General features: G+C 35.4%; 28 protein-coding genes. 11 read left to right on the top strand and 17 right to left on the bottom strand.

Annotated features, from left to right (window positions below):
* Positions 1–72: 72 nt before the first annotated feature.
* Positions 73–813, top strand: a complete 741-nt coding sequence (locus IV494_RS05425) for a DUF3891 family protein (RefSeq protein WP_196079123.1) — start codon at positions 73–75, stop codon at positions 811–813.
* 41 nt (positions 814–854) lie between these two features.
* Here IV494_RS05425 and IV494_RS05420 read toward each other — a convergent pair whose 3' ends face one another.
* From IV494_RS05420 to IV494_RS05370, 11 genes are all read right to left on the bottom strand, one after another.
* On the bottom strand, positions 855–1,496 hold the full coding sequence (locus IV494_RS05420) for a class I SAM-dependent DNA methyltransferase (RefSeq protein WP_196079122.1): 642 nt from the start codon (positions 1,494–1,496) through the stop codon (positions 855–857).
* A gap of 130 nt (positions 1,497–1,626) precedes the next feature.
* Positions 1,627–1,845, bottom strand: a complete 219-nt coding sequence (locus IV494_RS05415; protein ID WP_196079121.1) for a hypothetical protein — start codon at positions 1,843–1,845, stop codon at positions 1,627–1,629.
* 45 nt (positions 1,846–1,890) lie between these two features.
* On the bottom strand, positions 1,891–2,496 hold the full coding sequence (locus IV494_RS05410) for a DUF5694 domain-containing protein (protein WP_196079120.1): 606 nt from the start codon (positions 2,494–2,496) through the stop codon (positions 1,891–1,893).
* Positions 2,460–2,702, bottom strand: coding sequence for a hypothetical protein (locus tag IV494_RS05405; protein ID WP_196079119.1), 243 nt, complete (start codon positions 2,700–2,702; stop codon positions 2,460–2,462). The genes IV494_RS05410 and IV494_RS05405 overlap by 37 nt, the downstream gene beginning before the upstream one ends.
* A gap of 26 nt (positions 2,703–2,728) precedes the next feature.
* Complete coding sequence (locus IV494_RS05400) at positions 2,729–2,986, bottom strand: hypothetical protein (RefSeq protein WP_196079118.1); 258 nt, start codon at positions 2,984–2,986, stop codon at positions 2,729–2,731.
* Positions 2,987–2,994: 8 nt separating this feature from the next.
* The gene (locus IV494_RS05395; RefSeq protein WP_196079117.1) at positions 2,995–3,720 is read right to left on the bottom strand and encodes a DUF3667 domain-containing protein; all 726 of its coding nucleotides are present in this window, start codon (positions 3,718–3,720) and stop codon (positions 2,995–2,997) included.
* A gap of 3 nt (positions 3,721–3,723) precedes the next feature.
* Positions 3,724–3,972: a hypothetical protein gene (locus IV494_RS05390; protein ID WP_196079116.1), complete on the bottom strand. Its 249-nt coding sequence runs from the start codon at positions 3,970–3,972 to the stop codon at positions 3,724–3,726.
* 124 nt (positions 3,973–4,096) lie between these two features.
* Positions 4,097–4,441 (bottom strand): DoxX family protein, encoded by a 345-nt coding sequence (locus IV494_RS05385; RefSeq protein ID WP_196079115.1) that lies wholly within the window; start codon positions 4,439–4,441, stop codon positions 4,097–4,099.
* A 2-nt stretch (positions 4,442–4,443) separates the two neighbouring features.
* A complete protein-coding gene (locus IV494_RS05380; protein ID WP_196079114.1) occupies positions 4,444–4,788 on the bottom strand; it encodes a DoxX family protein in 345 nt (114 codons plus the stop codon).
* 194 nt (positions 4,789–4,982) lie between these two features.
* Positions 4,983–5,357, bottom strand: coding sequence for a hypothetical protein (locus IV494_RS05375; RefSeq protein ID WP_196079113.1), 375 nt, complete (start codon positions 5,355–5,357; stop codon positions 4,983–4,985).
* A gap of 146 nt (positions 5,358–5,503) precedes the next feature.
* Positions 5,504–7,282, bottom strand: coding sequence for an AMP-dependent synthetase/ligase (locus tag IV494_RS05370; RefSeq protein ID WP_196079112.1), 1,779 nt, complete (start codon positions 7,280–7,282; stop codon positions 5,504–5,506).
* A 242-nt stretch (positions 7,283–7,524) separates the two neighbouring features.
* Between IV494_RS05370 and IV494_RS05365 the strand changes: the two genes are divergently transcribed.
* The 4 genes from IV494_RS05365 to IV494_RS05350 all read left to right on the top strand — a co-directional run bounded on the left by IV494_RS05365 (position 7,525) and on the right by IV494_RS05350 (position 10,621).
* A complete protein-coding gene (locus tag IV494_RS05365) occupies positions 7,525–8,673 on the top strand; it encodes an acyl-CoA dehydrogenase (RefSeq protein ID WP_196079111.1) in 1,149 nt (382 codons plus the stop codon).
* A 14-nt stretch (positions 8,674–8,687) separates the two neighbouring features.
* Positions 8,688–9,053: a hypothetical protein gene (locus IV494_RS05360; protein WP_196079110.1), complete on the top strand. Its 366-nt coding sequence runs from the start codon at positions 8,688–8,690 to the stop codon at positions 9,051–9,053.
* A gap of 231 nt (positions 9,054–9,284) precedes the next feature.
* Positions 9,285–9,533, top strand: coding sequence for a hypothetical protein (locus IV494_RS05355; RefSeq protein WP_196079109.1), 249 nt, complete (start codon positions 9,285–9,287; stop codon positions 9,531–9,533).
* 17 nt (positions 9,534–9,550) lie between these two features.
* Positions 9,551–10,621, top strand: coding sequence for a DUF2891 domain-containing protein (locus IV494_RS05350; RefSeq protein ID WP_196079108.1), 1,071 nt, complete (start codon positions 9,551–9,553; stop codon positions 10,619–10,621).
* A gap of 99 nt (positions 10,622–10,720) precedes the next feature.
* Here the strand turns inward: IV494_RS05350 and IV494_RS05345 are convergent, their stop codons facing one another.
* Together IV494_RS05345 and IV494_RS05340 are read right to left on the bottom strand one after the other, a co-directional pair.
* Positions 10,721–11,872: a DUF4349 domain-containing protein gene (locus IV494_RS05345; protein WP_196079107.1), complete on the bottom strand. Its 1,152-nt coding sequence runs from the start codon at positions 11,870–11,872 to the stop codon at positions 10,721–10,723.
* A gap of 332 nt (positions 11,873–12,204) precedes the next feature.
* On the bottom strand, positions 12,205–13,800 hold the full coding sequence (locus IV494_RS05340; protein ID WP_196079106.1) for a peptide chain release factor 3: 1,596 nt from the start codon (positions 13,798–13,800) through the stop codon (positions 12,205–12,207).
* Positions 13,801–14,014: 214 nt separating this feature from the next.
* Between IV494_RS05340 and IV494_RS05335 the strand changes: the two genes are divergently transcribed.
* The 3 genes from IV494_RS05335 (at position 14,015) to pheS (ending at position 16,823) form a co-directional block, all read left to right on the top strand.
* Positions 14,015–14,848 (top strand): CPBP family intramembrane glutamic endopeptidase, encoded by an 834-nt coding sequence (locus IV494_RS05335; protein ID WP_196079105.1) that lies wholly within the window; start codon positions 14,015–14,017, stop codon positions 14,846–14,848.
* A 54-nt stretch (positions 14,849–14,902) separates the two neighbouring features.
* Positions 14,903–15,478: an RdgB/HAM1 family non-canonical purine NTP pyrophosphatase gene (rdgB, locus tag IV494_RS05330; protein ID WP_196079104.1), complete on the top strand. Its 576-nt coding sequence runs from the start codon at positions 14,903–14,905 to the stop codon at positions 15,476–15,478.
* A gap of 334 nt (positions 15,479–15,812) precedes the next feature.
* The gene (pheS, locus tag IV494_RS05325) at positions 15,813–16,823 is read left to right on the top strand and encodes a phenylalanine--tRNA ligase subunit alpha (RefSeq protein ID WP_196079103.1); all 1,011 of its coding nucleotides are present in this window, start codon (positions 15,813–15,815) and stop codon (positions 16,821–16,823) included.
* A gap of 100 nt (positions 16,824–16,923) precedes the next feature.
* On the opposite strand, the gene IV494_RS05320 is transcribed toward pheS, so the two are convergent.
* Both IV494_RS05320 and IV494_RS05315 read right to left on the bottom strand, forming a co-directional pair.
* Entirely contained in the window at positions 16,924–19,347 is a 2,424-nt protein-coding gene (locus tag IV494_RS05320; RefSeq protein WP_196079102.1) for a DUF5916 domain-containing protein, read from the bottom strand.
* Positions 19,348–19,456: 109 nt separating this feature from the next.
* Positions 19,457–20,218 carry a DUF3108 domain-containing protein gene (locus IV494_RS05315; protein ID WP_196079101.1) on the bottom strand — a complete coding sequence of 254 codons (762 nt, stop codon included), beginning with the start codon at positions 20,216–20,218 and terminating at the stop codon, positions 19,457–19,459.
* A 145-nt stretch (positions 20,219–20,363) separates the two neighbouring features.
* Between IV494_RS05315 and IV494_RS05310 the strand changes: the two genes are divergently transcribed.
* The gene (locus IV494_RS05310) at positions 20,364–21,416 is read left to right on the top strand and encodes an NAD(P)/FAD-dependent oxidoreductase (protein ID WP_039354410.1); all 1,053 of its coding nucleotides are present in this window, start codon (positions 20,364–20,366) and stop codon (positions 21,414–21,416) included.
* A 47-nt stretch (positions 21,417–21,463) separates the two neighbouring features.
* Positions 21,464–21,796 carry a 2Fe-2S iron-sulfur cluster-binding protein gene (locus IV494_RS05305; protein WP_196079100.1) on the top strand — a complete coding sequence of 111 codons (333 nt, stop codon included), beginning with the start codon at positions 21,464–21,466 and terminating at the stop codon, positions 21,794–21,796.
* A gap of 139 nt (positions 21,797–21,935) precedes the next feature.
* Here the strand turns inward: IV494_RS05305 and IV494_RS05300 are convergent, their stop codons facing one another.
* On the bottom strand, positions 21,936–22,493 hold the full coding sequence (locus IV494_RS05300) for a DUF4256 domain-containing protein (RefSeq protein ID WP_196079099.1): 558 nt from the start codon (positions 22,491–22,493) through the stop codon (positions 21,936–21,938).
* 182 nt (positions 22,494–22,675) lie between these two features.
* Between IV494_RS05300 and IV494_RS05295 the strand changes: the two genes are divergently transcribed.
* Positions 22,676–23,695, top strand: coding sequence for an SDR family NAD(P)-dependent oxidoreductase (locus IV494_RS05295; RefSeq protein ID WP_230379908.1), 1,020 nt, complete (start codon positions 22,676–22,678; stop codon positions 23,693–23,695).
* Positions 23,696–23,790: 95 nt separating this feature from the next.
* Here the strand turns inward: IV494_RS05295 and IV494_RS05290 are convergent, their stop codons facing one another.
* Positions 23,791–25,233 (bottom strand): aminoacyl-histidine dipeptidase, encoded by a 1,443-nt coding sequence (locus IV494_RS05290; RefSeq protein WP_196079098.1) that lies wholly within the window; start codon positions 25,231–25,233, stop codon positions 23,791–23,793.
* Positions 25,234–25,400: the final 167 nt, after the last annotated feature.

The following is a 25,400-nucleotide window of genomic DNA, read 5'->3' as shown; positions in this document are numbered from 1 at the left end:
AATTTTCAGGATTTTTACTAAATTTGACTTAGGCAAACCTTTAGAAATAAGTTTTTAAATACAGTATAAATCATGATCGTTATCTCCCATCAAAAAGGTTGGAAAATTATTAACCAACGTTCTCACGGACTTCTTGCAGCTATGATCGCTTATCAATATGACATTGATCTGCCTAATGAAATAATGGTTCCTACGCTCATCGCCATTGCGGAGCACGATGATGGTGCCGCGGAAACTTTGCAAAATAAAAATCTTACCGAAGCAGGTGCGCCGCGAAACTTCACGGTAGGTGATTCATCCAAAAAGACAGCGTTGAAGCAGAAATTAAACATCATGGAGATCGCCACTGCAAAAAGTCAGTTAAATGCTTTATTAACTTCCATGCATTTGAATTTTATTTTTTCCGGCAGTGAAGTAGATCGCGACGAAAAATTAGAAGCGTTTTTAAAAGAGCAGGAAAAAAACCGGAAAGACATTCTTAAACATCTAGACATTGATAAAAAATATGCTGAAATGATCTATCGATTTGTAGAATGGTGCGATGCCTTTTCCCTTTTGATCTGCATGGATAAAATTCAGCCAGAAGGACGAAAAATGGAAATTTCTCAAAGTCCGGATGGTGATATGAATCAAACTTTTTACAAAGCAGAGAACGTAATTACGGTGGAACCCTGGGTATTTAAAAGTGATACTTTCAAAGTGTTTTACGAATATAAAATTGTGGAGCAGTTAAAATTTAAGTCAATTGAGGAGTTTGATAAAATTTGTAAAGAAACTCCTGTGCAAAGAGAAGAGTTCGTTTTTTCAAAGTAAGTTCAGATTGTTTTTTTTTAGAAATGTTGGGGAAATTGATGTTATTCGATCGCTTTTTTCTTGGCAATCACTATGGTATGAATTTCCGTTTCGTGCTCCGATTTTTTATAGTTTACTTTAAATGTTTGAATTTCGTCAAATTTATTTTCGAGAAGTATGTCCTTCAAATTTTCGAACTCATGATAATAAAAATAACTTCTGTGACCACTGCCACTGGTTTGAAAGTCTGATCTACTCGGGTTTCCTTCAACAAAACTTAGATAAATTAGTCCGCTTTTATTTAACAGATTAGAACAGTCGAAAATTAATTTTACACTGTCTGTTTGCGAAAGATAAGGCAAACAAAAACCGCAGACAATTGCGTCGAATTTTGTTTTAAGTTGGTCAATTTCTCTGCAATCCATAACCTTAAAATTTGCTTTCGGATTATTTTTTTTTGCAAGTTCGATCATATTTGACGCAATGTCGATTCCAAAAATATCAAAGTCGGGACGTTTTGATAAAAGATATTTCGTGATGTTTCCAGGTCCACAACCGATTTCTAAAATTTTTGAATTTGGTTCAGGCAGGGAAGTGCAGATCAAGTCGTAAGTGTCATTATACAAGTTCATGTCCATGAACTTTTCCTCATATTGTAAGGCGATTTTATTCCAGGTTTCGAAAGTTTCGTTATACTTATCCATTTTCACTTGTGATTTTGAAAAGTTTTACCCACTATTTTATTTCGAGCTTATTTTGTTAAAAATCTAAGCTTAAAGATTTCGCCCAAACAAATATTTCAACCGCATTTAAATCGTAATTTTTTTGACTGCTTTATTTTGTTTTCTTTCTCAGAAAAATCCCATAACCTAAACCCGCTAACGAAATCAACATCATGAATCCACAAACAATATAGAATATCTGCGGAACGGAGTCTCTTTGATCTGGATCGTTAAAAGCAAATCTTGCCATCAACAAACCCATTGAATTATTGACGAACATAAAAACAGAAAGAATTATTAAGGCAAGACTTTTATCTTTATTCAAATCCATGGAAAATTTATTTTGAATTTATTAGTAACACTTCAATCCTAAATTTTAATGTTTCAGATAATCCGTAATAGGCACCACTTCATATTTCGGACTTCTTTTCATAAACATATCGAAGAACGCAGCATGAGTTGTACCTGATAAAATTAATATACGGTCGTTATCATTTACTTTAACCCGATTAATATTCGCAAACATTTTTAAATTTCGCAAATAAAAATCACCGGCAGCTTCGGCTCCTTCAAAATGATCTTTCGTGTTGACGTAGGTCAGTAGATCCGCATTAAAATTGATCATGGCATCATAAAAACCTGGAGTATTCATTTTAATAAATCTGTTGACCAAACTTTCTGATTCTAAACTTTGAAACATTTTCTTGATTTCACTCTGACCTTTTAAATAAGTTTTCGCTTCAATTTCGTGCGCAAGTTTATCGATTCCCATGTAATCATAACCCATTTGTTTGTCGATGCCAATGATTTTTTTGGTCTGCGATAATCGTCCGATCTCAAAAGCTAAAAACTGAATTTCACTTTGAAAGCCGGTGTCTTTTGCAGGATTTTGTAAATATTGAGCGTAATTTTTATCGAGACCTGCCTGTTCTTTGGGTCCAGATTCTACAAGAATGATGGTGGGTTTGAATTGTGCGAGCATTTATTTAAAGTTGCGATCTGCTCTTTATTGGCTTCCAGTTTTGGGTCAAACTCACTTTTATAATTATCGGTGGTATATCCCATGTGAAAAGTTCCCACATTTAAAACTTTGACTTTTTGGGTCAAATTTTCTTCGTTTAATTTTTCTTTTTTACCACAGGAAACCAAAGAAAATGTGGTGAAAGCAAACAGTATTATTTTTTTCATAAGTCTTTGAGTTTCTTATTATCCTCTTATTTTTCTTGTTTTATCGCCACTTCTTTATCATTGATGAATAGAATGCATTCTGCTTTGTACCACCCGAAAATGGTTGCTTTGATCAGTTCTTTTTCATTTTTAAAGTTCATGATATGTCCTGTATGGTTTGAAGAAATTGCTCCAAACTTCTTATCCTGCAACTCGTCATTTACGTAAAGTTTTTCCCCTGAAAACCAGGTGTTGATAATTTTTATGGTGTTGTTTTCGTAAGTCGAAGTCCAAATACTTTTCATATTGTGTTTTAATTTTTTGTGAGCAGATCGATTGTAATTCCTATTATCCCGATGGCGATGAAGAACGCGATAAATCCTAAGATATAAGAAAGAAGAGCTTTAAAATAGTTGCCAATTTTATTTTTTTCAAAGAAATTTCCAACTGCCCAAGTCAAGTAGATAATTCCAATTATTCCAGCAACATTAAGAAGTTTAATATGAGTCAAACCTTCTATTAAAGCGAACAATGCAAAAATTAACATGGAGATTCCCAAAACGAAACAAAGCATGATGAGCAATTCGAAAAAGTTATATCCATATTTTTTGAAAAATACTTTGAGCCAAAGCGCAATAAATCCTCCTGTCAAAATATTCATATATCCGTAATTTGCCTGCATCCACGTTAAGATCTTGACAAAAGCTGAATTTGCGGGCAATCCTTCCTGCTTCACATATTCGTCTTCAATATGGAAATAATGACTGATGATCGTATAAATTAAGGAAGTGACAATGATGAAAATAATGGGTTTTACAAGACGACTTCGATTTTCCGAAATGTACTTTCTAATACTTTGTCCCGGATTGATGAAAAGTTCTTTCACCGTGTACAAAATTCCCCGTTCAAAATGCAAAACGTGTTCAATTTCATGCATAATATAATGACCGTCGATTCGCTTTAGTTTTGCGGCTTCGCCGCAGTTTGGACAGAAATTCAATATTACTTCTGTATCGCAAGATTTACAATTTTCCGCCATTATTTATTGTAAATTTCTGTTTGCCATTTCTTTATCCAGTGCTTTTTTATCTTTTCCACTTTTCCATAAGGTAAAAACATAAAATAAAGGGAAGACCGTAAAAAAGCCGAAACCATTTTTAACACTGCTATAAATTCCTATACCGATCAAAATTCCAATTAAGACTGCATTTAATATGTTGCCGGATTTATTTTTCTTCACTTGTTCAAGAAGTTGTTCGTCTGTTAAAGTTTCTAATTTTTCTTGATTCATTTTTTTGATAATTATTATTTTAAATTCTTCCGAAGATCTAATTTTGATCAACTATTCACACTATAAAGTATAGAAAACAAAACCTTTCCTTTTGAGAAGGTGCTGTTGGTCGGTGATTCTAAGTTTAATGGCTAATTCCTAAGTAAAATATAAAGGCATTCAAAATCATAAAAAATAAAGCGGGTAATGAAACCTTTAAACTGTCTTTTGATTTAATTCTTGTTAGTACTCCAAGCAACATTAATAATGCAAGTCCGCCAGAGGACAATAGCAAAAGTGGTTTAGAAAATAAACCTACGAGCAAACCGATGGCTCCTAATGCTTCCAGAATAATTACGTAAATGCCAAAACCCTTTAAGTTAAACCGTTCAAATTCTTCCTTCATATTTGGTGAAACAAAATAAGAAATAGAATATCCCGCAAAAGAGAGGCTTGAAATTAAAATACAGGAAACCAGTAAATAATTCATATTTAAATGATATTCATTGAAACAAGTGCGATGAAGGCACATAAAATAAGTAAAACGAGCGACGGCAAATGTTTGATGAATGGATTTTTAATTTTGAAATGGAAATACTGTGCAGCGACCATAAATAATCCCATCAGGATCGCAGGTATTGCAACCAAAGCGGGAAACCAGATTCCTGCAACCAAGAGCGTGGCCAGGGAAACTTTTGCTGCTCCCACGAACGTTCGCGTTAGATCACTAAGTCCGAATTGTTTGAATTCTTTGATAATTACGTCGTATCTGAAGATCCAAACATAGGCTACAGATGCTGCTACAATAATTTGTGCTAAAATTAGAAGATTTGTCATGGTATTTATTTTAAAGGATTAAATTCTTTTTTGTTCGATGAATGATTTCTTTTTCGTCTGATTACTAATTGAAAAGATATTTTACCAAAAGTAGTGTTTTGGTATTGAATTCACACCAACTCAAATTACATTTTAAGAAGTTTACCACTATTAACTGATGGTGGTCAATATCAAGATAAAAGTTAAAACTGAGATCACTGTGTTACAATTCCCATTTTTCTTGATTTGGTCCAGCCGACTAAAGAAATCAGAGATAGTAAGGATATAATTCCCAGTAAAAGAGTAGCTGCGCCGAGCGTTCTGTGGTACGTAAATTCGCCCCTATCAATTTTTTCAGGATATCCCGGAGTCGTCATCATCATAACAGCGGTCCATGCAAATATGGAGATCAGAAATAAACCTGCGGCTAATGTGGATGTCAAAAGAATATATTTTACAAGTTTCGACTTCAGCTCAGAAACCAAAAGATTTGCAATGACTAAAATTGAAAAACCACCCAAAAGTGAAACGATAAAAACGGTTTGGCTAGAAAGTTTGTTCCAATACTCGAAGCTGATTTCTGTTATCATTCTTTTTTTTATGTTTTTGTGAATGCTATTCTTCTATTTTTCTTTAAATAAATATAAAAGCACGGCTCAAAAATAACCGTGCTCTTACAATAATTTTACTTTTTCAAGATCTCATGACTTGAAACACGAATCTCGCACCTCAAAAATTAATCCTCATGACCATACATTTTATTGTACAGTTTCAGATATCTTTCTTTCACTGCTTTTCTTTTTAATTTTAAAGTTGGCGTCAGTAGTCCGAGGTCAATCGACCAAACTTCAGGCGTGAGTTCAAATCTTTTAATCTGTTCCCAGTTGCCCAGTTTTGTGTTGAGATAATCGATCTCTTTTCCGATCCGTTCTTTCAGCTCTTTGCTCTGTGAAATTTCTTCGGGTGTTGTTCCGATATTTAAACCTTTTCTTTCTGCCCAGTTTTTTGCAAAATTAAAATCGGGCTGTATAAATGCACATGGCATTTTTTCGCCGTCGCCTACAACCATTACCTGTTCGATAAATTTAGATGCTTTTGCCTGATTTTCCAGAACTTGAGGCGCGATATATTTTCCACCGGATGTTTTGAACATTTCTTTTTTACGGTCTGTGATATGCAGATAACCTTCTTCATCAATATGCCCAATGTCGCCGGTTTTGAAAAAACCCTCCGGTGTAAATGCTTCGGCGGTCTGTTCCTCATTTTTAAAATAACCTTTGAAAATAGAAGGTCCTTTTACGGTGATCTCCCCATCTTCCTGGATTTTCACTTCCAGATTATCCAGAACATGACCAACGGTTCCAATTTTTATTTTACCGAAACTGTTCACCGCAATTACGGGCGAAGTTTCTGTTAAACCATATCCTTCCAATATTGGGATCCCCGCATTCTGGAACATTTTATTGAGTCGCGGCGATAATGCAGCTGAACCTGAAACGAGGGTGATAATGTTTCCACCAAGACCGTCCCGCCATTTTGAAAATACAAGTTTGTCGGCAATAATTTCCTGTAATCCAGAAGGTTTTCCTAATTTTTGTTTGGCTTTATTTACGCCAAGTGCCCAAAGGAAAATTTTAGATTTTAAACCTCCTGCGCTGGTTCCTTTGTCATAAATTTTATCATAAACTTTTTCGATCAAACGGGGTACAACCGACATGATATGAGGTTGAACTTCTTTAATGTTATCGCCCATTTTTTCAATACTTTCAGCGAAGTAGATCGAGTAGCCATTGTATTGATAGAGATAAAACAGCATTCTTTCAAAAATATGACAGATCGGTAAAAAACTCAATATTTTTACATCGGTATAATCCATTCCCTTCACGCGCGGAATTCTGGAATTCGACGCGATAACGTTGGAAACAATATTTTGATGCGTCAACATGACCCCTTTTGGTTTTCCTGTAGTTCCAGATGTAAAAATGATCGTAGCTAAATCTTCAGAATTAATGCTTTTTGAAAGATCTTCCACTTCATTTTGCGTGGCTTCATCTTTTCCCAGATCTAGTACTTCTTTCCAGTTTGCAGTTCCTTCAATTTCGTCAAAACTGAAAACCCCTTTTAAAGTCGGAACATTTTGTTTGATCTTCAGCACTTTTTCCAGCAGATCTTTATCGGACAGAAAACAATATTTTACTTCAGCATTATTAAAAATATAGTCAAAATCATCGGGAGCAATACTCGGATAAACCGGTACCGAAACTGCACCGATCTGGGAAATTCCCAAATCCATTACAGCCCATTCTGTTCGCGTCGCTGTCGTAATCAGGGCAATTTTATCACCAGGTTTAATTCCTAATTTTAATAGTCCGCGTGAAATTTGATTTCCAAGATGAAGATATTCTTTGGTAGAAGTTTTTTCCCATTCTCCGTTATATTTTGTGATGAACATTTCATCTTGCGGATATTTTTGTAATGCTTCATGAGCAAAATCGAAAATTCTTTTTATAGACATAGCTTGTTTTTCTTAGTTGTGCGTAATATTAAGTAAATTTAATTTGCATATTTGTAAAAATATCATTTTTATTTTAAACAGCAAAAAGTATTTTTAGTTCTTAATTTTTAAGCAAAAAGCGTATATTTATCATTAATTGTTTATAAAATTTTCGTTTTTAAGAAATATTCATAGACTTGCATAATTAAATTTTTCACGTTTAAGAAATTACGTAAATTTACAGACAACATATATACTTTTTTATGAATTTTAATTTATCTGAAGAACAGTTGATGATTCAGCAAGCCGCAAGAGATTTTGCTCAAACTGAACTTTTACCTGGAGTTATAGAAAGAGACAACCAACAGAAATTTCCGCACGAGCAAGTAAAGAAAATGGGAGAGTTGGGTTTTATGGGAATGATGGTCGATCCTAAATATGGTGGTGCCGGAATGGACAGTATTTCTTACGTTTTAGCGATCGAGGAGATCGCAAAAATAGATGCTTCTGCAGCAGTCGTAATGTCGGTAAACAATTCTTTAGTTTGTGCCGGATTAGAAAAATTCTGTAATGAAGAGCAGAAAATGAAATATTTGAAACCGCTCGCAAGTGGGGAAGTAATCGGTGCTTTTGCATTGTCTGAACCGGAAGCGGGATCTGATGCGACTTCACAACAAACAACCGCGGTTGACAAAGGAGATCATTATATTTTAAACGGGACCAAAAACTGGATCACCAATGGTGGAACCGCGACTTACTATATTGTGATCGCTCAAACTGACCCTGAAAAAAAACATAAAGGAATCAATGCTTTTATCGTTGAAAAAGGTTGGGAAGGTTTTGCGATCGGACCGAAAGAAGATAAACTCGGAATTAGAGGAAGCGACACGCATTCTTTATTATTTACGGATGTGAAAGTGCCGAAAGAAAACAGGATCGGTGAAGACGGTTTTGGTTTTAATTTCGCAATGGCTGTCTTAAATGGCGGTAGAATCGGGATCGCTTCTCAAGCTTTGGGAATCGCATCTGGTGCTTACGAGCTGTCTTTGAAATATGCGCAGGTGAGAAAAGCCTTTAAAACGGAGATCATCAATCATCAGGCGATTGCTTTTAAATTAGCAGATATGGCGACGTCGATCATGGCGGCGAGAATGTTGTGTTATAAGGCGGCGGTTGAAAAAGATGAAGGAAAAGATATCTCAGAAATAGGTGCAATGGCAAAATTATATTCTTCTCAAGTTGCGATGGATACGAGTATTGAAGCAGTACAAATTCACGGTGGTTACGGTTATGTAAAAGAATATCATGTAGAAAGAATGATGCGTGATGCGAAAATTACACAGATTTACGAAGGAACTTCTGAGATCCAGAAAATTGTAATTTCCCGTAGTATTGTTAAAAATTCTAAGTAATAAAAAAACTTCCTATGAAATATTTTTGGGTGATCCTGGTTGCAGTTCTGCTTTTATTGAGTGGATTTACGTGGTATAAATATTACTTCGTTTTCGGTGAAGGTGTAAAATCCGGTGTGCTGAATTACGCGGTTAAAAAAGGCAACGTTTTCAAGACATACGAAGGAAAGCTCATTCAGCAAGGTTTTGGAGCCAATGCAAAAACAGGAAGTTTAACAAGCTATGAATTCGAATTTTCTATCGAAGATGAAGCGATATTTAAAGTCTTAGAAGTGAACAACGGTAAAACGTTTGATCTCCATTACAAAGAATATCACGGCGTTCTTCCCTGGAGAGGAAATACGACTTATGTCGTAGATAAGGTGGTCAATATGAAATAGTAATAAAACAATTAGTTTGGAAACGCCGGTAACTTCAACGTTGACGAGTCCAAATAACAAATGAAGAACATTAAAAATATTCATTTGAAATAAAAAGAAAATCCTTTCAACTTGTTTGAAAGGATTTCTTATTTTTAGGCCATGAAATCGCCATTAACAAGTTTTGCAAATAATTTCCGATAAAAAGTAGGCGATTGCAGATGATCATTTTAAAACAATGAAAAATTAATTATGAAAGAATTGATATTAAGAAGAGAGCGTGTGCTCCATTTCCTGTCTTTAGGACTCGTTGCAGTTTCCCTGTTTTTAAAAGATCCCTTTCAAAAAATGGGTCTTTTGGTAGTCGGGATTTTAGGTTTGCTGCTTTTATCGGTTTTGAAAAAACAGAAGATTCTGATCATCATTTATATCGTGTTATTAATTGGTGCAGGAATCTTTTTTTACTTTGTAACCGGTAAATTCAAATCGCTCAGTCATTAGAATTGACCAATATTAAAATGAAGAAGATCTTACCTATTGCACTTTTCTGCAGTTTTGCATTAAACGCTCAAGTTTTACCAAAATTCACACATGACATCGCAATGAAGTTGGCAGAAAAACCAATGAAATGCATCAATCAGGAATATCCCAATAAGACGGCGCATATCATTAATAACGAACAGGAAGTTTTGTTGTCGCCTTCTGATTTACATCCCAGTTTTTATGGGTGTTTTGACTGGCATTCTTCTGTTCACGGGCATTGGATGTTAATTCGCCTCTTAAAATCAAAACCAAATTTGGCGAACAGAAAGGAAATCATTGCGCTTTTAGCTAATTCATTTCAGGCTGAAAAAATTAAAGAAGAATCCGCTTACTTCACTAAATATGAAATTTCTGCTAATTTTGAAAGAACTTATGGTTGGGCGTGGATTCTTAAACTGGACGAAGAATTGATGACCTGGGATGATCCGCAGGCTAAAATATGGCACCAGAATTTGAAACCTTTGACCGATGAAATTCTGCGACTCTGGAAAATTTATTTGCCTAAACAAACTTACCCAAACCGAACCGGAGTTCACCCTAATTCTGCTTTTGCACTGGGATTTGCCATCGATTGGGCAAAAGCTGCAAACGATGAGATTTTTTTAGGTCAGCTAAATGAAAAAGCAAAATATTTCTATTTGAACGACCGCAAAACTCCAGCTTATCTGGAACCGGATGGAAGTGATTTCTTTTCCCCAAGTCTCGAGATCGCCGATCTGATGCGAAGAGTTTTACCTCAAAAAGACTTTGTAAAATGGTTCAATGCTTTCTACGATAAAAAAAGTATTGCGAACATCTCCGAAATTCCCATCATCAGTGATATCAATGATTTTCAAACCGTTCATCTGGTCGGACTTTCCTTCACGCGAGCCTGGACGATGAAAGCAATTTCTAAAGCTTTACCAGATCACCATCCGCTTAAAAAACAATTGGCTGAAACTTCGACGTTGTTTTTAAATAATGCATTACCACTTCTTTTTCAGGGGAATTATGGCGGCGATCACTGGTTAGCAAGTTTTGCGGTTTATGCGATGACTGAAGAATAAAGTTTTTACTTTTAATAAATTAATAAAAATAGAAAAAACAGGCTTTAACCTGTTTTTTTTTTTAGTTTAAAATTGTTTTGGCCAAAATTAATTTACCTTTTAATTCTTCGGTAAATATTTGGAGTAATCGGTGGGTTCATCAGTTTTCACTTCACTAATTTCAGGCTCGTTTTCTACCGCTTTTTCTTCACTAATGGTTTTTGGCTGAACAATATTTTTATTGTTTTCAAAAGCTTTTTCAGCGGCTTTTCTTTTATTTCTTCGGATGAAATACCAAACTAATCCTGCAATCAGAAACAGCGGCCAAAAGGGAAGAATCGCGATCATCACCGTTCCTAAAACTTTAAAGCCGTCCATAAAAGCATTTGATGATTTTGAGCCGAAAGAATCTGGGTTTTTTGCAGATTCATCTTTACTTAACGCGTTTCCGCCCAGTTTTTCATTTTGAACCAACGTAATTTCAACATCGCACATTTGTCCCGAAACATAATCGATTCCTTCCGACTCTACTTCTTTTGTTTTTAAATTTCCAATTTGAGAAGAAACGTTTCCAACCAGTTGATCAAAATTTTGAAGCGGCACTTTTACGGTGACATATTCTCTTTGATAACCTTCTTTCGCACTCAGATTTTCAGTCACCAGATCCGCATTGTTTTCCCGAATTTTCTGTTTTAAAAGAGCGTTCGAGGTCTGCAAATCTTCGACTTCAATTTCTATTTTTGCCGTTTTTACCAAAGGATTTTTTTCGACAATCGGCGGAATAACAACCGTATTATTTTGATCTGGAGATTTTGCACCATTATTTGGAGAAGGATTTGACGGTTGAGTTTGTCGTTTTGTTTGTTTTAAAATTTTGTCCGCCGTTCTCGTCAAAACTTTTATAGGACTTTCACCACTATTCAACGCGTCGTTCGCAGAATCTAAAGTTTTTGCGACATCGGTTCCGACCACGACATGTTTTGTTATTTTTTCAATTTCTTTATTAATGGAATCAATTTTCCAACCGCCGGATTTGATGGTACTGTCGATTGATTTTTTCTGTCTTTGAATTTCCGGAAGGATGACTCTATTAGCAATACCATCAGAATCATTAATGGTTTTTGAAATAGAATCTAGAGTTTTCAAACCATCATTCGCTTTCGTGAAAAGACTGTCCGCATGTTTGATGGAATCTGTGGTTTGTTGAATGGTACTTTTATCACATGAAATTAAAGCCCCTGAAATAAAAAGACCTAAAAATATTTTCTTCATTATCATTTTAAATTTTACAATCGGGTAGAATCAAATAGTATTCCCTAAAAAATAAAAAAAGACTCCTAAATTAATTAAGAGTCTGTAAATGCGTATTTTGCAAATCATTTTACAACAACTTTACAAAGTTAAAATGTCGAACTACAAAAGTCACAAAAGACTAACGATATAGATCCTGCGTGAAGTTCATAAAATGAATGTTAATTTTAAAGTGTATTGAACAACGAATAGTTTAATGTGAACTTTTATGAAGTATAACATTCACTAAAAAACTAATGTGACTTATATGTCAAAAACCCGTCAAAACCTTTGTAACGTTGTGGTGTAAGTATTTACTCTTTCTTAAATTCACTAATAAAATGCAGCTTCACATTCGGGAATTTCTCCTGCGTCATGTGGATCGTAAAAGAAGAATCAGCTAAAAATACGGGTTGTCCGTATTTATCTTTCGCCATAAATCTTTGTTTCAATCTCGCAAATTCTTTGAATTCGTCGGACTTTTCGTCGGCTTCGATCCAACATGCTTTATGAATGGAAAGCGCTTCGTAATTGCATTTCGCACCATATTCATGTTCCAAACGGTACTGAATAACTTCATACTGAAGAGCTCCAACCGTTCCGATAATTTTTCGGTTATTCATGTCGAGCGTGAATAATTGCGCCACACCTTCATCCATCAACTGATCGATTCCTTTCGCAAGCTGTTTCGCCTTCAACGGATCATCGTTATTAATATATCTGAAATGTTCCGGAGAAAAACTCGGTACGCCTTTGAAGGAGATTTTTTCGCCAGCTGTCAAAGTATCACCAATTCTGAAATTTCCTGTATCATGAAGTCCGACGATATCGCCTGGAAAACTTTCATCTACGATTTCTTTCTTGTCCGCGAAGAAGGCATTCGGTGAAGAGAATTTCATTTTTTTGTTATCTCTAACCAACAAATAATTTTCATTTCTCTTAAAGGTTCCGGAAACGATCTTCACGAAAGCCAATCTGTCGCGGTGTTTCGGATCCATGTTGGCGTGAATTTTAAAAATAAATCCGGTGAAATCTTTTTCTTCTGGTTTTACAATTCTGGTCTCGCTTTCTTTCGGTTGAGGTTTTGGCGCGATCTCGATAAAAGCATCCAATAATTCGCGAACTCCAAAATTATTCAAAGCAGAACCAAAGAAAACCGGTTGCAGATCGCCATTCAAGTAATCCTGTCGATCAAAAGGCGGATAAACAGACTGTACCAGTTCCAGTTCTTCTCTCAAACTGGCAGCAGCTTTTTCTCCTATGATCGCATCGATTTTGGTGTCATTGATATCATCAAACTTAATCGCTTCACCAACTTTTTGCTTTTTATCTTCTAAGAATAACTGAATATTATTTTCCCAGATATTATAAATTCCCTGAAAATCGCTTCCCATCCCAATTGGCAAAGAAAGCGGAACTACGGTTAAACCTAATTTCTGCTCCACTTCATCTAACAGATCGAAAGCATCTTTTCCTTCCCGGTCTAATTTATTGATGAAAACCAACATCGGAATATTACGCATTCGGCAAACTTTCACAAGTTTTTCCGTCTGTTCTTCGACACCTTTTGCAACGTCGATGACAACGATTACAGAATCTACGGCGGTTAAAGTTCGGTAAGTATCTTCCGCGAAATCCTTATGACCGGGAGTATCGAGGATATTTATTTTATGATTTTTATATTCAAAAGCCAAAACGGAAGTCGCTACAGAAATACCTCTCTGTCTTTCGATCTCCATAAAATCGGAAGTCGCTCCTTTTTTAATTTTATTCGATTTTACCGCACCAGCTTCCTGAATTGCACCTCCAAAAAGAAGCAACTTTTCTGTAAGCGTAGTTTTTCCGGCATCGGGATGCGAGATAATTCCGAAGGTTTTTCTTCTTTCTATTTCTTTGAGGAGTTCTGACATAATAAATTTTGAGACTGCAAAAATCGTGTTTTTTTATGAGACATGAAAATGGAAGGTTGATTCAAATTGTGATTTTTCAACGTGAATGAATGAACTTATTTTTGCCAAAATAGATTGATGAATTATTGTCTGTTTGATTATTGCATTGTTGTTTTTAGGTTTTAACAATGTGGTGTCTTTACATTTTAATTTATCTTTGCCGAAACAAAATTTAATGAACGAAAATTCTCTCAGAAAAAATTATATTTTCAACTGGCAAGGTGCTTTCGCTTTAATTGGCGGAATGATTGTAGGCAGTTCGATTGTTGCGGTTGCAAACGTGATCTCTATTTTCGCCTTTAATGAAAATCTGCAGTACAAAGATTTTTATTTTTTAATTGCCAATGCGGCGGGTTTTTTAGGAGCTATTTTCGCTTTCGATTATTTTATAGCGAGACCGCAAACTGGCAGAAAGTTGAATTTTAATTTTTCTCCAACTAATTTCATGACTTACCTTTTAATCTTTCCAATGATGTTTGGAATGATGTTGATCGGTGAATTTATTACAGCTCAAATTCCTGTAAAAGGACCTTTTTTCGGAAAATATTACGAATACTTTTCTAAATTAATGGAGCAAATGACAAATGACCATGCAACATTAATCGTACTTGCCGTTATTATGGCGCCGATTTTTGAAGAGATCGTTTTTCGTGGAATTATTCAGAAAGGATTAATGAATAAAGGCGTAAAACCCTGGAAAGCAATAGGAATCTCAGCCCTGGTTTTCGGATTGGTTCATGGGAATCCGTGGCAATTTGTAGGAGCAGTTTTACTCGGTTCCGTTTTAGGATTGGTGTATTATAAAACAAAATCTTTGCTTTTATCGATGCTATTGCATGCTTTTAATAATTTGATTTCTTCAATTCTCATCTTTTACGGAAAAACCGAAAGTTTTGCAGAAACGTTTCATGTCTCAGAATTTTTAATTTTAGGCTTCGGAATTATTTTATTCAGTGTTTTTTATTACCTCTTTATGAAAAAATACCGTGTTCATTATTCTGAAAATTAATCACCTCTCTCCACTACTCATCATTCATTGCCCATTACTTATTACCCATTACTCATGAACAAAGAAATCCTCATCGCCACTCACAATCAGCACAAAAAAGAAGAAATTCAGCAGATTTTAGGCGATTACTATAAAGTCACTTCTTTAACCGATTACAACATCTACGACGAAATTGTTGAAGACGGATTGACCTTTCACGAGAATGCGCTCATCAAAGCAAAATATTGTTTTGAAAAAACAGGAAAAGCGAGTCTTGGCGATGATTCCGGTTTGGTTGTCGAAGGTTTGGATGGAAGACCCGGAATTTATTCCGCACGTTACGCGGGAGATCACGATTTTGCAAAAAATATGGCGAAAGTTCTGGAGGAATTGAAAGATCAAGAAAACCGAAAAGCTTATTTCGTAACGGTGATGTGTTTGGTTGATGAAAGTGGAACCAATTATTTTGAAGGAAGGATTTACGGTAATTTAACGCAGGAAATTCGGGGAGAAAAAGGTTTTGGTTACGATCCGATTTTTATTCCAGACAACTACGAAATTACTTTTGCTGAAATGAAATCCGAAGAGAAGAATAAAATCAGCCATAGAAAACAGGCGATTGAAAAGTTTTTGGATTTTATGGAAAACTAAAAACAGCTTAATAAACTTTTAAGGCACAAATTTTTTTACAATATTACCTTTCAAACTTTAAGGATTCAACCATTAAGTTTTGATGAAGGATTAAGAATATTAAGGTTTTCTTCTGTAATTTTCTTGTAAATCTTCTGTGATCTTTGTATTTCAATAAAAAACTAAAAACTAATGTGACTTATGTGTTAAAAAAAGCACAGTCAAAATTATTGTCACTTTGTGGATGAAATAAAAATACTAATTTTATTACTATTCTTTAAAATAAATTTAGTTATCCTCCACCAAAATTTTTTAGAGGAAAAATCGTATTTTTGCAACCTATTATAATTTAAAGATGTTAGAAAAGATTGAGGAATTATTGATTGAAGTAGGAAATTTCACTACGACGAGTAAAGATGAAATTGAACAATTCCGCATAAAATTCAGTGGTAAAAAAGGTTTGATTAATGATATTTTGGCACAGTTTAAAGAAGTTCCCAACGAACAGAAAAAAGAATTTGGCCAAAAAATCAATACGTTGAAACAAACCGTTGAAACTAAACTGGAAGATTTAAAAGCCGCGACAAGTTTTAAGATTATTCTTGAAAAAGAAGATTTAACAAGACCAGGATTTCCATCAGAATTAGGAACGCGCCATCCCATTAATTTGGTGCGAAACAGAATTACGGAAATCTTTAAATCCATCGGTTTTGCAGTTGCAGACGGTCCGGAAATTGAAGACGACTGGCATAATTTTACGGCACTTAATTTACCAGAATATCATCCGGCGAGAGACATGCAGGATACTTTCTTCATCGAAACGGCTCCGGATATTTTGTTGAGAACACATACTTCTTCCGTTCAAATTCGATATATGGAAGAAAACGAACCGCCGATCAGAATTTTATCTCCGGGAAGAGTTTTCCGAAATGAAGCAATTTCTTCGCGTTCACACTGTATTTTCCATCAGATTGAAGGTTTGTACATTGACGAAAATGTAAGTTTTGCAGATCTCAAACAAACGATTCAGTTTTTCACCACGGAACTTTTTGGGAAATCAAAAATCAGATTGAGACCTTCTTATTTCCCGTTCACAGAACCTTCTGCGGAAGTTGATGTTTACTGGGGTTTGAACTCAGAAACCGATTACCGAATTACAAAGGGAACAGGTTGGTTAGAAATTATGGGTTGCGGAATGGTTGATCCAGCGGTTTTGAAAAACGTCAATATCGACGCTGATAAATACTCCGGTTATGCTTTTGGAATGGGAATCGAAAGAATTGTCATGTTGTTGTATCAAATGAGCGACATCAGAATGTTCTTCGAAAATGATAAGAGAATGTTGGAACAGTTCAAAAGCCTTTAATTAGAGAAAAAATAAAAGATTCCATCTGAATCCTTTTAAGATAAATAGAAAAGCTTCCGAAATATTCCGGAAGCTTTCTTTTTATTAATAACTGAGGAATTTAGCTCTTCTTCTTAAACCAGTTTTTCGCCTGATTATAATCAATATAGTAAGTGACTTTTAAACTCAATGTATTGTTCATCGGCTCATTAAACAAATTGCTGAAGTTTTTGTTGAAATTAATTTTAGAATAGTTCAGATAGTTTTGCGCCGCATTTTGATAAAGCAGCGTCAACTGACTTCCAGGAGCAAACCACCACGAATAGCGCAGATCTACATTCCATGCATTGAATGTTTTGTTGTCGGTGGAATAATTGTTTGTTGGTGAAACGCTTCCATCATCTTGCAAGATCCCGAAATTTTTGTAGGTCACTTCCGTGTAATAATGTCTTAAATTAAAGGTCAAAGCCATCTTATTATTAATGGTATAATTTGAAGTGAGTGCATTGATCACCGTGTTTCTATTTCTGGTTCCGATGTAAATATTATCGGCATCTTTTCCTGCAAAACCTTGGTCCTGGTTACTGATATTATAAGTTACAGCATAACTCACAGAAAAATGGTCGGAAACCCGGTATTTTAGGGCAATTTCATTATCAAATTGATTTCTTCCAGTCTGATCAAAAGCGTAATAATCTAAACTCAAATTATAAGTAAATTTTTTACGGTTGTCAGAATTGAAATTAATCCATGGATTTACATAAGAAGGAATGGCTAAATATTTTCCGAAAACACGTGGTTCATACAAGTCGTTTTGTCCATTTGGAGTAATTTCTAAACCACCACCATAGTTTCGGAACTTTTTATCTTGAAAATTAAAGTTTAAATTAACTTTAAAATTTTTAAATAAATCCGTATCTAATCTTCTTGCGTAATCTAAATTTATATTCAGATTAATATTATTGAAGTTTTTGGTAGGTTGCAAAAGGCCATAGTGGTAATTTGCGTTGTAATGAATTTTATTTGTTTCACCGGTGTAGCCCAGATCATCGATGTTATAATTTTTCGTGATCGCTTCGAAACCTATTTCATAATTGCTTTTTCCGAATATTTTTTTGACTCCGCCATTAATGTTGGTGCCAAAATTACCAGTGCCATCTTTCACATAACTGCCGCGGAAACCTCCATAGAGATTGTATTTGTTTTTCTTATCGGTCAGATCTGCCAGTAACGCAGTTGCATTTGCATCTCTAAAATCTCCGGCTCTGGTTACATTGGTGTTGATCAAAGAGACTGAAGAATTCCCATTGAATCGCTGATCAAAAACCAAAACATTATAATTGGCTAAAGGTTCGATGGTTTCAAAACGGGTTTGTCCTGTAATATCATTTTTGATTTCTACGTCAGTTTTCTTCGTAACGCCGTTGAAGAAGCCTATTCCCAAACCTTTATTGGTTCGTCCGGAAATTTTGGTGGCGTTCAGTAATTTTACTTTCTGAATGGTTCCTACCACAGATTCATTTTCTCCGATGTTAGGTTCTCTGGAAGGATAATCTCCAACTCGGCGTGAATAAAATAAGTTGCCTTTGCTGAATAATTCTGTGCCTTCTGTAAAAAAGGAGCGCTTCTCTGAAAACTGCTGTTCGAAGGGTCCTAAATTTAAAATATTATCATCAAAAGCAGTTTGCCCAAAATCCGGAATCAAAGTTGTGTCTAAGGTAAATGCGTCATTAATCCCGTACTTAACGTCCATTCCACCATTTATACTGGTTGTTGTTTTGCTGTCGAAATTATTGATGTAAGTAGAAAAATAAGGTAGGAAGGAAAGTCTGGTCGGAGGTTTTATATTTTCAATTCCTTTTAAAACTCCGTCGTACAGATTAAAAGAACCTTTTTTGTTATCGATGAAATTCCAGGTCGTTTTTATTTTTGTTCTTCTGATTATTCTCACAAAATTAAGTCCCCATTCCTGAATATCTTTTTTCGGAAAACGTAATTCTGAATAGGGAATTTTCATTTCCACGGTCCATCCTTCGTTGTCAATTTTTGCTGCGCTGTACCAAACAGCGCTCCAGTTGGAATCTTCGCCATAATCGTTGGTCATTTTTGCATCAAACTGAACGCCATTTGGCAAGACCATAAATTCTAAACTTTGCTGTTTATCATTATAACCGTTTAAGACAACATCAAAAAAATCATCATTTCCGACATTATCGCGCTCCACCAATTCTTTTGCGATTTTGTCAGGTTCCGGATCGTACATTTTTGCACCAAAATAAACTCCGGTATCGTCGTACAATATTTTTACTTCCGTTCTAAATTCAGGTGATTCCGCTTTACCATTTTGTGGTTGTAATTCTACAAAGTTTTTAGCAGGTGCTGCATTTTTCCAAACTTCTTCATCTAAAATCCCATCTATTTTTGGAGGCATAGTGATTTTTTGAGCGGTAACACTTTTACGAACGATAGAGTCTTTCTCAATTTTTTGCGAGAAATGCAGTCCGTAAATGAAGAGGGTTAAGGTCGCTAATAATCGGGATTTCATGAAGTTATTTGTTTTCTTAGAAATAAGACAACTATTTAGCACACTTTGTTACATCAAAACAAAAAAAATCGACCGAAGCCGATTAATATTATGATTGCTGAAATTTTATTTAAAAGTTCAGCGGATATTTTACGTTTTTGTACGAGTCTAAACTGGCTTTTAAAGAACCAACCGCCAACTCTGCTTTCACAGCAATTGGAATTAGATTTCGATCGTTGCTCACCCAAAGTGTAACGCCTTCTTTATCTTTAAAAACACGGCCGCTAATTACTTGCGGTACAATTTTTAAACAGTTGATCGTGCCAAATTTTGTAGCAACATTTTCTGATCCAACCACTTTTAACTGGAAAGGGAAGAGCTCATCATCAATCCAGACATTGAGTTTTTTCACACTCCCAACTTTTAATTCATCCGGACTCAAACCTCTTAAATAATAAAAAGCCGAGATCATATCCTGAACATCTTTTACCGTTTTTATAACTCTGGAATTATTTTTCTCTTTATCGGTTAAGATCAGCGTATTATTGTCGTGGTTAAAAACCGTTTCAAAATGCTGCGTATAACCGCCTTCCTGCACATTGCGAACATAAAAACTTGGTAATCCTGTATTATAATTGATGAAACTTTCGTAGTTGTCTTCTACTTTAAAGAAAGCGCGAACCGCACCGGTTGTTCTTCCGTAGCCTTTAACGTAAAAGTGAGGTTTTCCCTGATAGGTGGTTTTCAACGTCGTCAAGGAGGCAGTTCCTGCATTTAGAAATCCATAATGAATTCTATAATTTAAAACTTCGCCGGATTGAATATTGTTGAGTTTTTGAGAGTGTCCCAAGACGAAAAACAGTACGATAAATAAACTAAAAATCTTTTTCATGGCATTGACTTTGCAAAAATTTTGCCACAAATATAAAACATTGAATTCATTGGGATTTAAAATGATATTTGTCAGTATTATGCAATCCGCCGTTCTTTTATTTTTCTTAAATTTGTGCAAATAATTTTCTAAATAAAATCATCGAATGATTACAACGGATATATTGATAATAGGAGCCGGACCAACGGGACTTTTTGCAGTTTTTGAAGCAGGTTTACTCAAAATGAAATGCCACTTGATCGACGCACTTCCTCAAACTGGTGGACAATTGACCGAATTGTATCCTAAAAAACCTATTTTCGATATTCCAGGTTTTCCTTCGATCAATGCGGGAGAATTAGTGAATAACTTAATGGAACAAATTAAGCAGTTTCAGCCAGGATTTACCTTAGGTGAAACCGCGCAAACTTTAACTAAACTGGAAGACGGAACTTTTGAAGTGATCACTAATAAAGGAACGGTTCATCATGCAAAAGCAGTTGCAATTGCTGGTGGTTTAGGAACTTTTGAGCCAAGAAAACCAGCGATTGAAAATATTGCAGATTACGAGGAAAAAGGCGTTGAATATTTCATCAAAGAGCCGGAGCATTTCAGAAATAAAAAAGTAGTGATTGCCGGTGGTGGCGATTCTGCTTTGGACTGGAGCATTTTTCTTGCGGAGATCGCAAGTGAAGTAACTTTGATTCACCGTAGAAATGAATTTCGTGGGGCTTTAGATTCTGTTGAAAAAGTTCAGGCTTTAAAAGATCAGGGAAAAATCAAGATGATGACGCCCGCTGAAGTAACAGGAATTAAAGGCGAGGGAAAATTATCTGCCATTACGATCGAAAAAGATGGCGAAACTTTTGATCTGGAAACCGATTATTTTATTCCGCTTTTCGGACTTACTCCAAAATTGGGTGATCTGGCAAATTGGGGTCTCGAAATTCAAAAAAATGCAATCGTGGTAAACAATGCTCTGGATTACCAAACAAATATTCCGGGCGTTTACGCGATCGGCGATATCAATACTTATCCGGGAAAACTGAAACTGATCTTATGTGGTTTTCACGAAGCAACTTTGATGTGTCAAAGTGTTTATAATATGTTGAATCCGGGAAAAAAGTATGTCCTAAAATATACAACGGTAAGTGGAGTTGACGGTTTCGACGGAAGCCGAAAAGAGGCTGAAAAATCAGTCGTTAAAAAGATTGATTAATTTTTTTATACTTAAGTAAAATTTAAAAAGAGCCCAGAATATAAGCAATGCAGGATATTAAACTAAAAATTACCGACCGGAACGGAGATATGCATGAAATCATGGCGCCGACTGATATGTCGATGAATTTGATGGAAGTAATTCGATCCTATGAATTGGCGGAAGAAGGAACGATCGGCGTTTGTGGTGGTATGGCGATGTGCGCTTCCTGTCAGGTTTATGTTGTAGAAGGTTCTGAAAAATTACAGGAAATGGGCGACGAAGAAGATGCAATGCTTTCTGAAGCTTTTCATGTTGAAAAAAATTCTCGTCTAGGTTGCCAGATCCATATTACCGAAGAAATTGATGGTCTGGAAGTTATCGTTGCGCCGTATCCTTAGTTTTTAAGAGCCAAGTAAAAAGGAAAAAGAACCTAGTTGAGATTGTTTTTTCGCAACAAAGACTTTGATAAAAATATAAATCCCGGAATAATTTTCCGGGATTTTTTTGTGGGGTTATTATTAAAATATTTTTTGAGAATTAAACTTTTAAAACTCCGCGAAAACCTCTTCCGCCGTAATATGATTCGGCACCATTGTGATAAACGAAAATGGTATCGAACCGAAAATCTCCGAAAATAGTACCTCCTAATTTTCTAATATTTTCCGGAGTTTTTAACCAGCTTGAAGTTTTGGTATCAAAGTTTCCCAGCGTTTGCAGATAACGATATTCTACTTCTGTCAGAATTTCTATTCCCATTGATTTTGCAGATTCGACCGCATTATTCTTTGGTTTATTTTCTTTTCTTTTATCAAGAGCTTCCTGATCGTAACAAAAACTTCTGCGACCTTTTGGACTTTCTACAGCACAATCATAGAAGTGATATTCACCAGATTTTTCATCAAAATTGACTACATCAGGTTCACCGCCACTTTCTTCCATTTGTCTTAATGATTCTAGCTTTTCAGGATTTTTTTCTAATTTATCTAAAATTTCTGCCCATTTTAGATTTTCATGTCTATTCATATTGTAGTCGAAACGTCCTTTTAATTTTTCGAAAATATTGCTATCATTATAATTTGAAACCATTGTTTTCATTTTTAAATTTTTCGAAAGGAAAAGAATAAGAAGTTCTGTACTTTAAAATTAGAATATTTTATTAAGATGAGATCAGATTTAGTTATAAGATTCTTTAACCTCATAAAGTTTCCAAATAAAATCATGCTTAACAGCGAATTGCATAATAATTGATAGCATAAAGAAGAATCAAAATAAATAAAATGGATACAATATTGCAACAGGACAGAACATTTAAAATACTTTCCGGAAAAACGGTCGTAATTACAGGCGGAACTAGTGGAGTAGGAAGAGCGGCTGCTGAAGCTTTTGCATTGGAAGGTTGCAATGTCGTGATAGGCGCAAGAGGACAAAAAGGATTAGATGAAACGGTCTCCCTGTGTCACGATCTAGGCGCAGTTGCGTTGGGTGTACAAACTGATGTTTCGAATATGGAAGAAGTGAAAAACCTTGCAGAAAGAGCTTTACAGTTTAACGGACGAATCGATTTTTGGGTGAATAATGCTGGAGTAATGGCAAGTGGAAAATTTGAAGATATTCCCGAAGAAACTTTAGATCAGGTTGTGAAAACAAATCTCCTGGGCTACCTTCATGGTTCGTATGCCGTTTTACCCATTTTTAAAAGACAGAAAGAAGGTGTTCTAATTAATAATGTTTCTATCGGCGGTTGGATGCCGGCTCCATATTCCACCGTTTATTCGAGTACAAAATTTGGGATCAGAGGAATGGTAGAAGGATTACAGGGTGAGGTTTCCGATGAACCCAATATTCATATCGTTGGATTGTATCCCGGAATTCAGCGTTCAACGGGTAATATGCATTCCGCAAAATATTCAGGACTTGATTTTAAGATCCCACCTTTTTCTTCAGACCCACGGGAATTAGCAGCACAAATGATTGAAGCAGCAAAAAATCCAAAGAAAAGTGTGATTACCGATGGTTATGCGCAAGTAATGAAAGTTTTGTACGGATTATTTCCAAGAGCTGTTATCAACACAGCGTCGGCTGCGATGAGGTTGGTCATGAAAAAAAATGCTGAAACTGATACCGATGGAAATGTAAAATACCCTTCTGAATCACCCATGAGAATTTATGGCGAAATGGCAATTCCTGTTCCTTCAAAAAGAACTCAAACAGTAATGATGATGGTTCTGGGAGTTGGACTAGGATTCTTATTTACAGCCTCATCAAAGAAAAAAGATAAAAAGAAGATTGCTAAATAAATATATTCGAATTTTTATAATTCGTGCTAATTACTATAAAAAAATATCCAAAAAACAAATTTGCTTTTTGGATATTTTATTTTCTAAAATAAATGTTATTTCGTCGGAATATTTGCTAAGATCTCTTTCAAGAATCCCCAGAATTTCTGAACGGATGGAATATTTGCTCTTTCATCCGGAGAATGCGCGCCACGAATTGTAGGACCGAAACTTACCATTTCCATTTCTGGATAATTAGCGCCGATAATTCCACACTCTAAACCTGCGTGACAAGCGACAACCATTGGTTTTTCACCGAAATCTTTTTCGTAGATCTTTTCCATTAATTTTACGATCTCTGAACCTGGTTTTGGTTTCCAGCCTGGATAAGATCCGGTGAATTCTACATTCATTCCTGCTAATTCAAAAACAGATTTTAGCTGTTCTGCAACTGCAGATTTTGTGGAATCTACAGACGAACGGGAAAGATTCATGATCGTCAATTCGCCATTGCTCAATAATACTCGCGCAACGTTATTTGATGTTTCAACCAAATCTTTAACATCAGGTGACATTCTGTAAACACCGTTGTGCGCTGATTTCAAGGCGAAAATTATTTTTTTCGAATCTTCTTCAGAGATCGCTTTTTCTGCGGTTGAAAAATTCTCAATATTAATTTGCAGATCTTTTTCAACATCAGCGAATTCTTCTAAAATGGAAGCTTTCAAAACATTGGCATTGTCGATAAATTCAACTGAATTCCGGACCGATAAAACCGCGTTTCCTTCCCTCGGAATCGCATTACGTAAACCGCCGCCATCAATAGAAATTAACTGAATATTTTGGTTTTCAATTCCGGTGTATAAAAGTCTCCCCAAAATTACATTTGCGTTTCCGAAACCTTTGTGAATGTCCATTCCTGAATGTCCACCCTGCAAACCTTTCACCGAAATTTTTACGATCTGTCCGGTCGAATCTTCAACATTATATTTTTGAGATACCGTCACATCAATTCCACCGGCACAACCGATATCGATCTCATCGTCCTCTTCTGTATCTAAATTTAATAGTATTTGGCCGTGAAGTTGTCCTGCTTTTAAACCCATTGCGCCGGTCATTCCGGTTTCTTCGTCGATGGTGAAAAGTGCTTCCAGATCGGGATGTGCAATATCGCTACTTTCTAAAACACTCATGATCGAAGCCACGCCAATTCCGTTGTCAGCTCCCAAAGTGGTTCCTTTTGCTTTTACCCAATCACCGTCAACTTCCATTTGAATTCCCTGCGTTGCAAAATCGAAATTCACATCGCTGTTTTTTTGATGAACCATATCAAGATGCGATTGCAAAATAATCGGTTTTCGGTCTTCCATTCCTTTGGTCGCGGGTTTTTTGATGATGACATTTCCAACTTCATCTACGGTCGTTTGCAATCCCAGATTTTCGCCAAATTTTTTAATAAATTCAATTACTTTTTCTTCTTTTTTTGAAGGTCTTGGAACTGAATTCAATGCGGAGAAATTCTTCCAGATCAGTTGAGGTTCCAATTGTGATAATTCCATTTTTTGATATATTTCTTTCAAATTTACAAATAAAAAAACGCTCTCGAAAAATTCGAAAGCGTAAATTCTTAATTTTAATAGTATTTAACAGCCTTATTTTTGAAGTAGAAAAATGCCTTTAAAATTTCTATCATTCATCATTTACCATTCATTGTCGATCTTCAATG

Source organism: Kaistella gelatinilytica (assembly GCF_015679325.1).
Classification (GTDB): domain Bacteria; phylum Bacteroidota; class Bacteroidia; order Flavobacteriales; family Weeksellaceae; genus Kaistella; species Kaistella gelatinilytica.
Note: the sequence above shows the minus strand (reverse complement) of the source record. Positions and strands in the feature narration are given on the sequence as shown.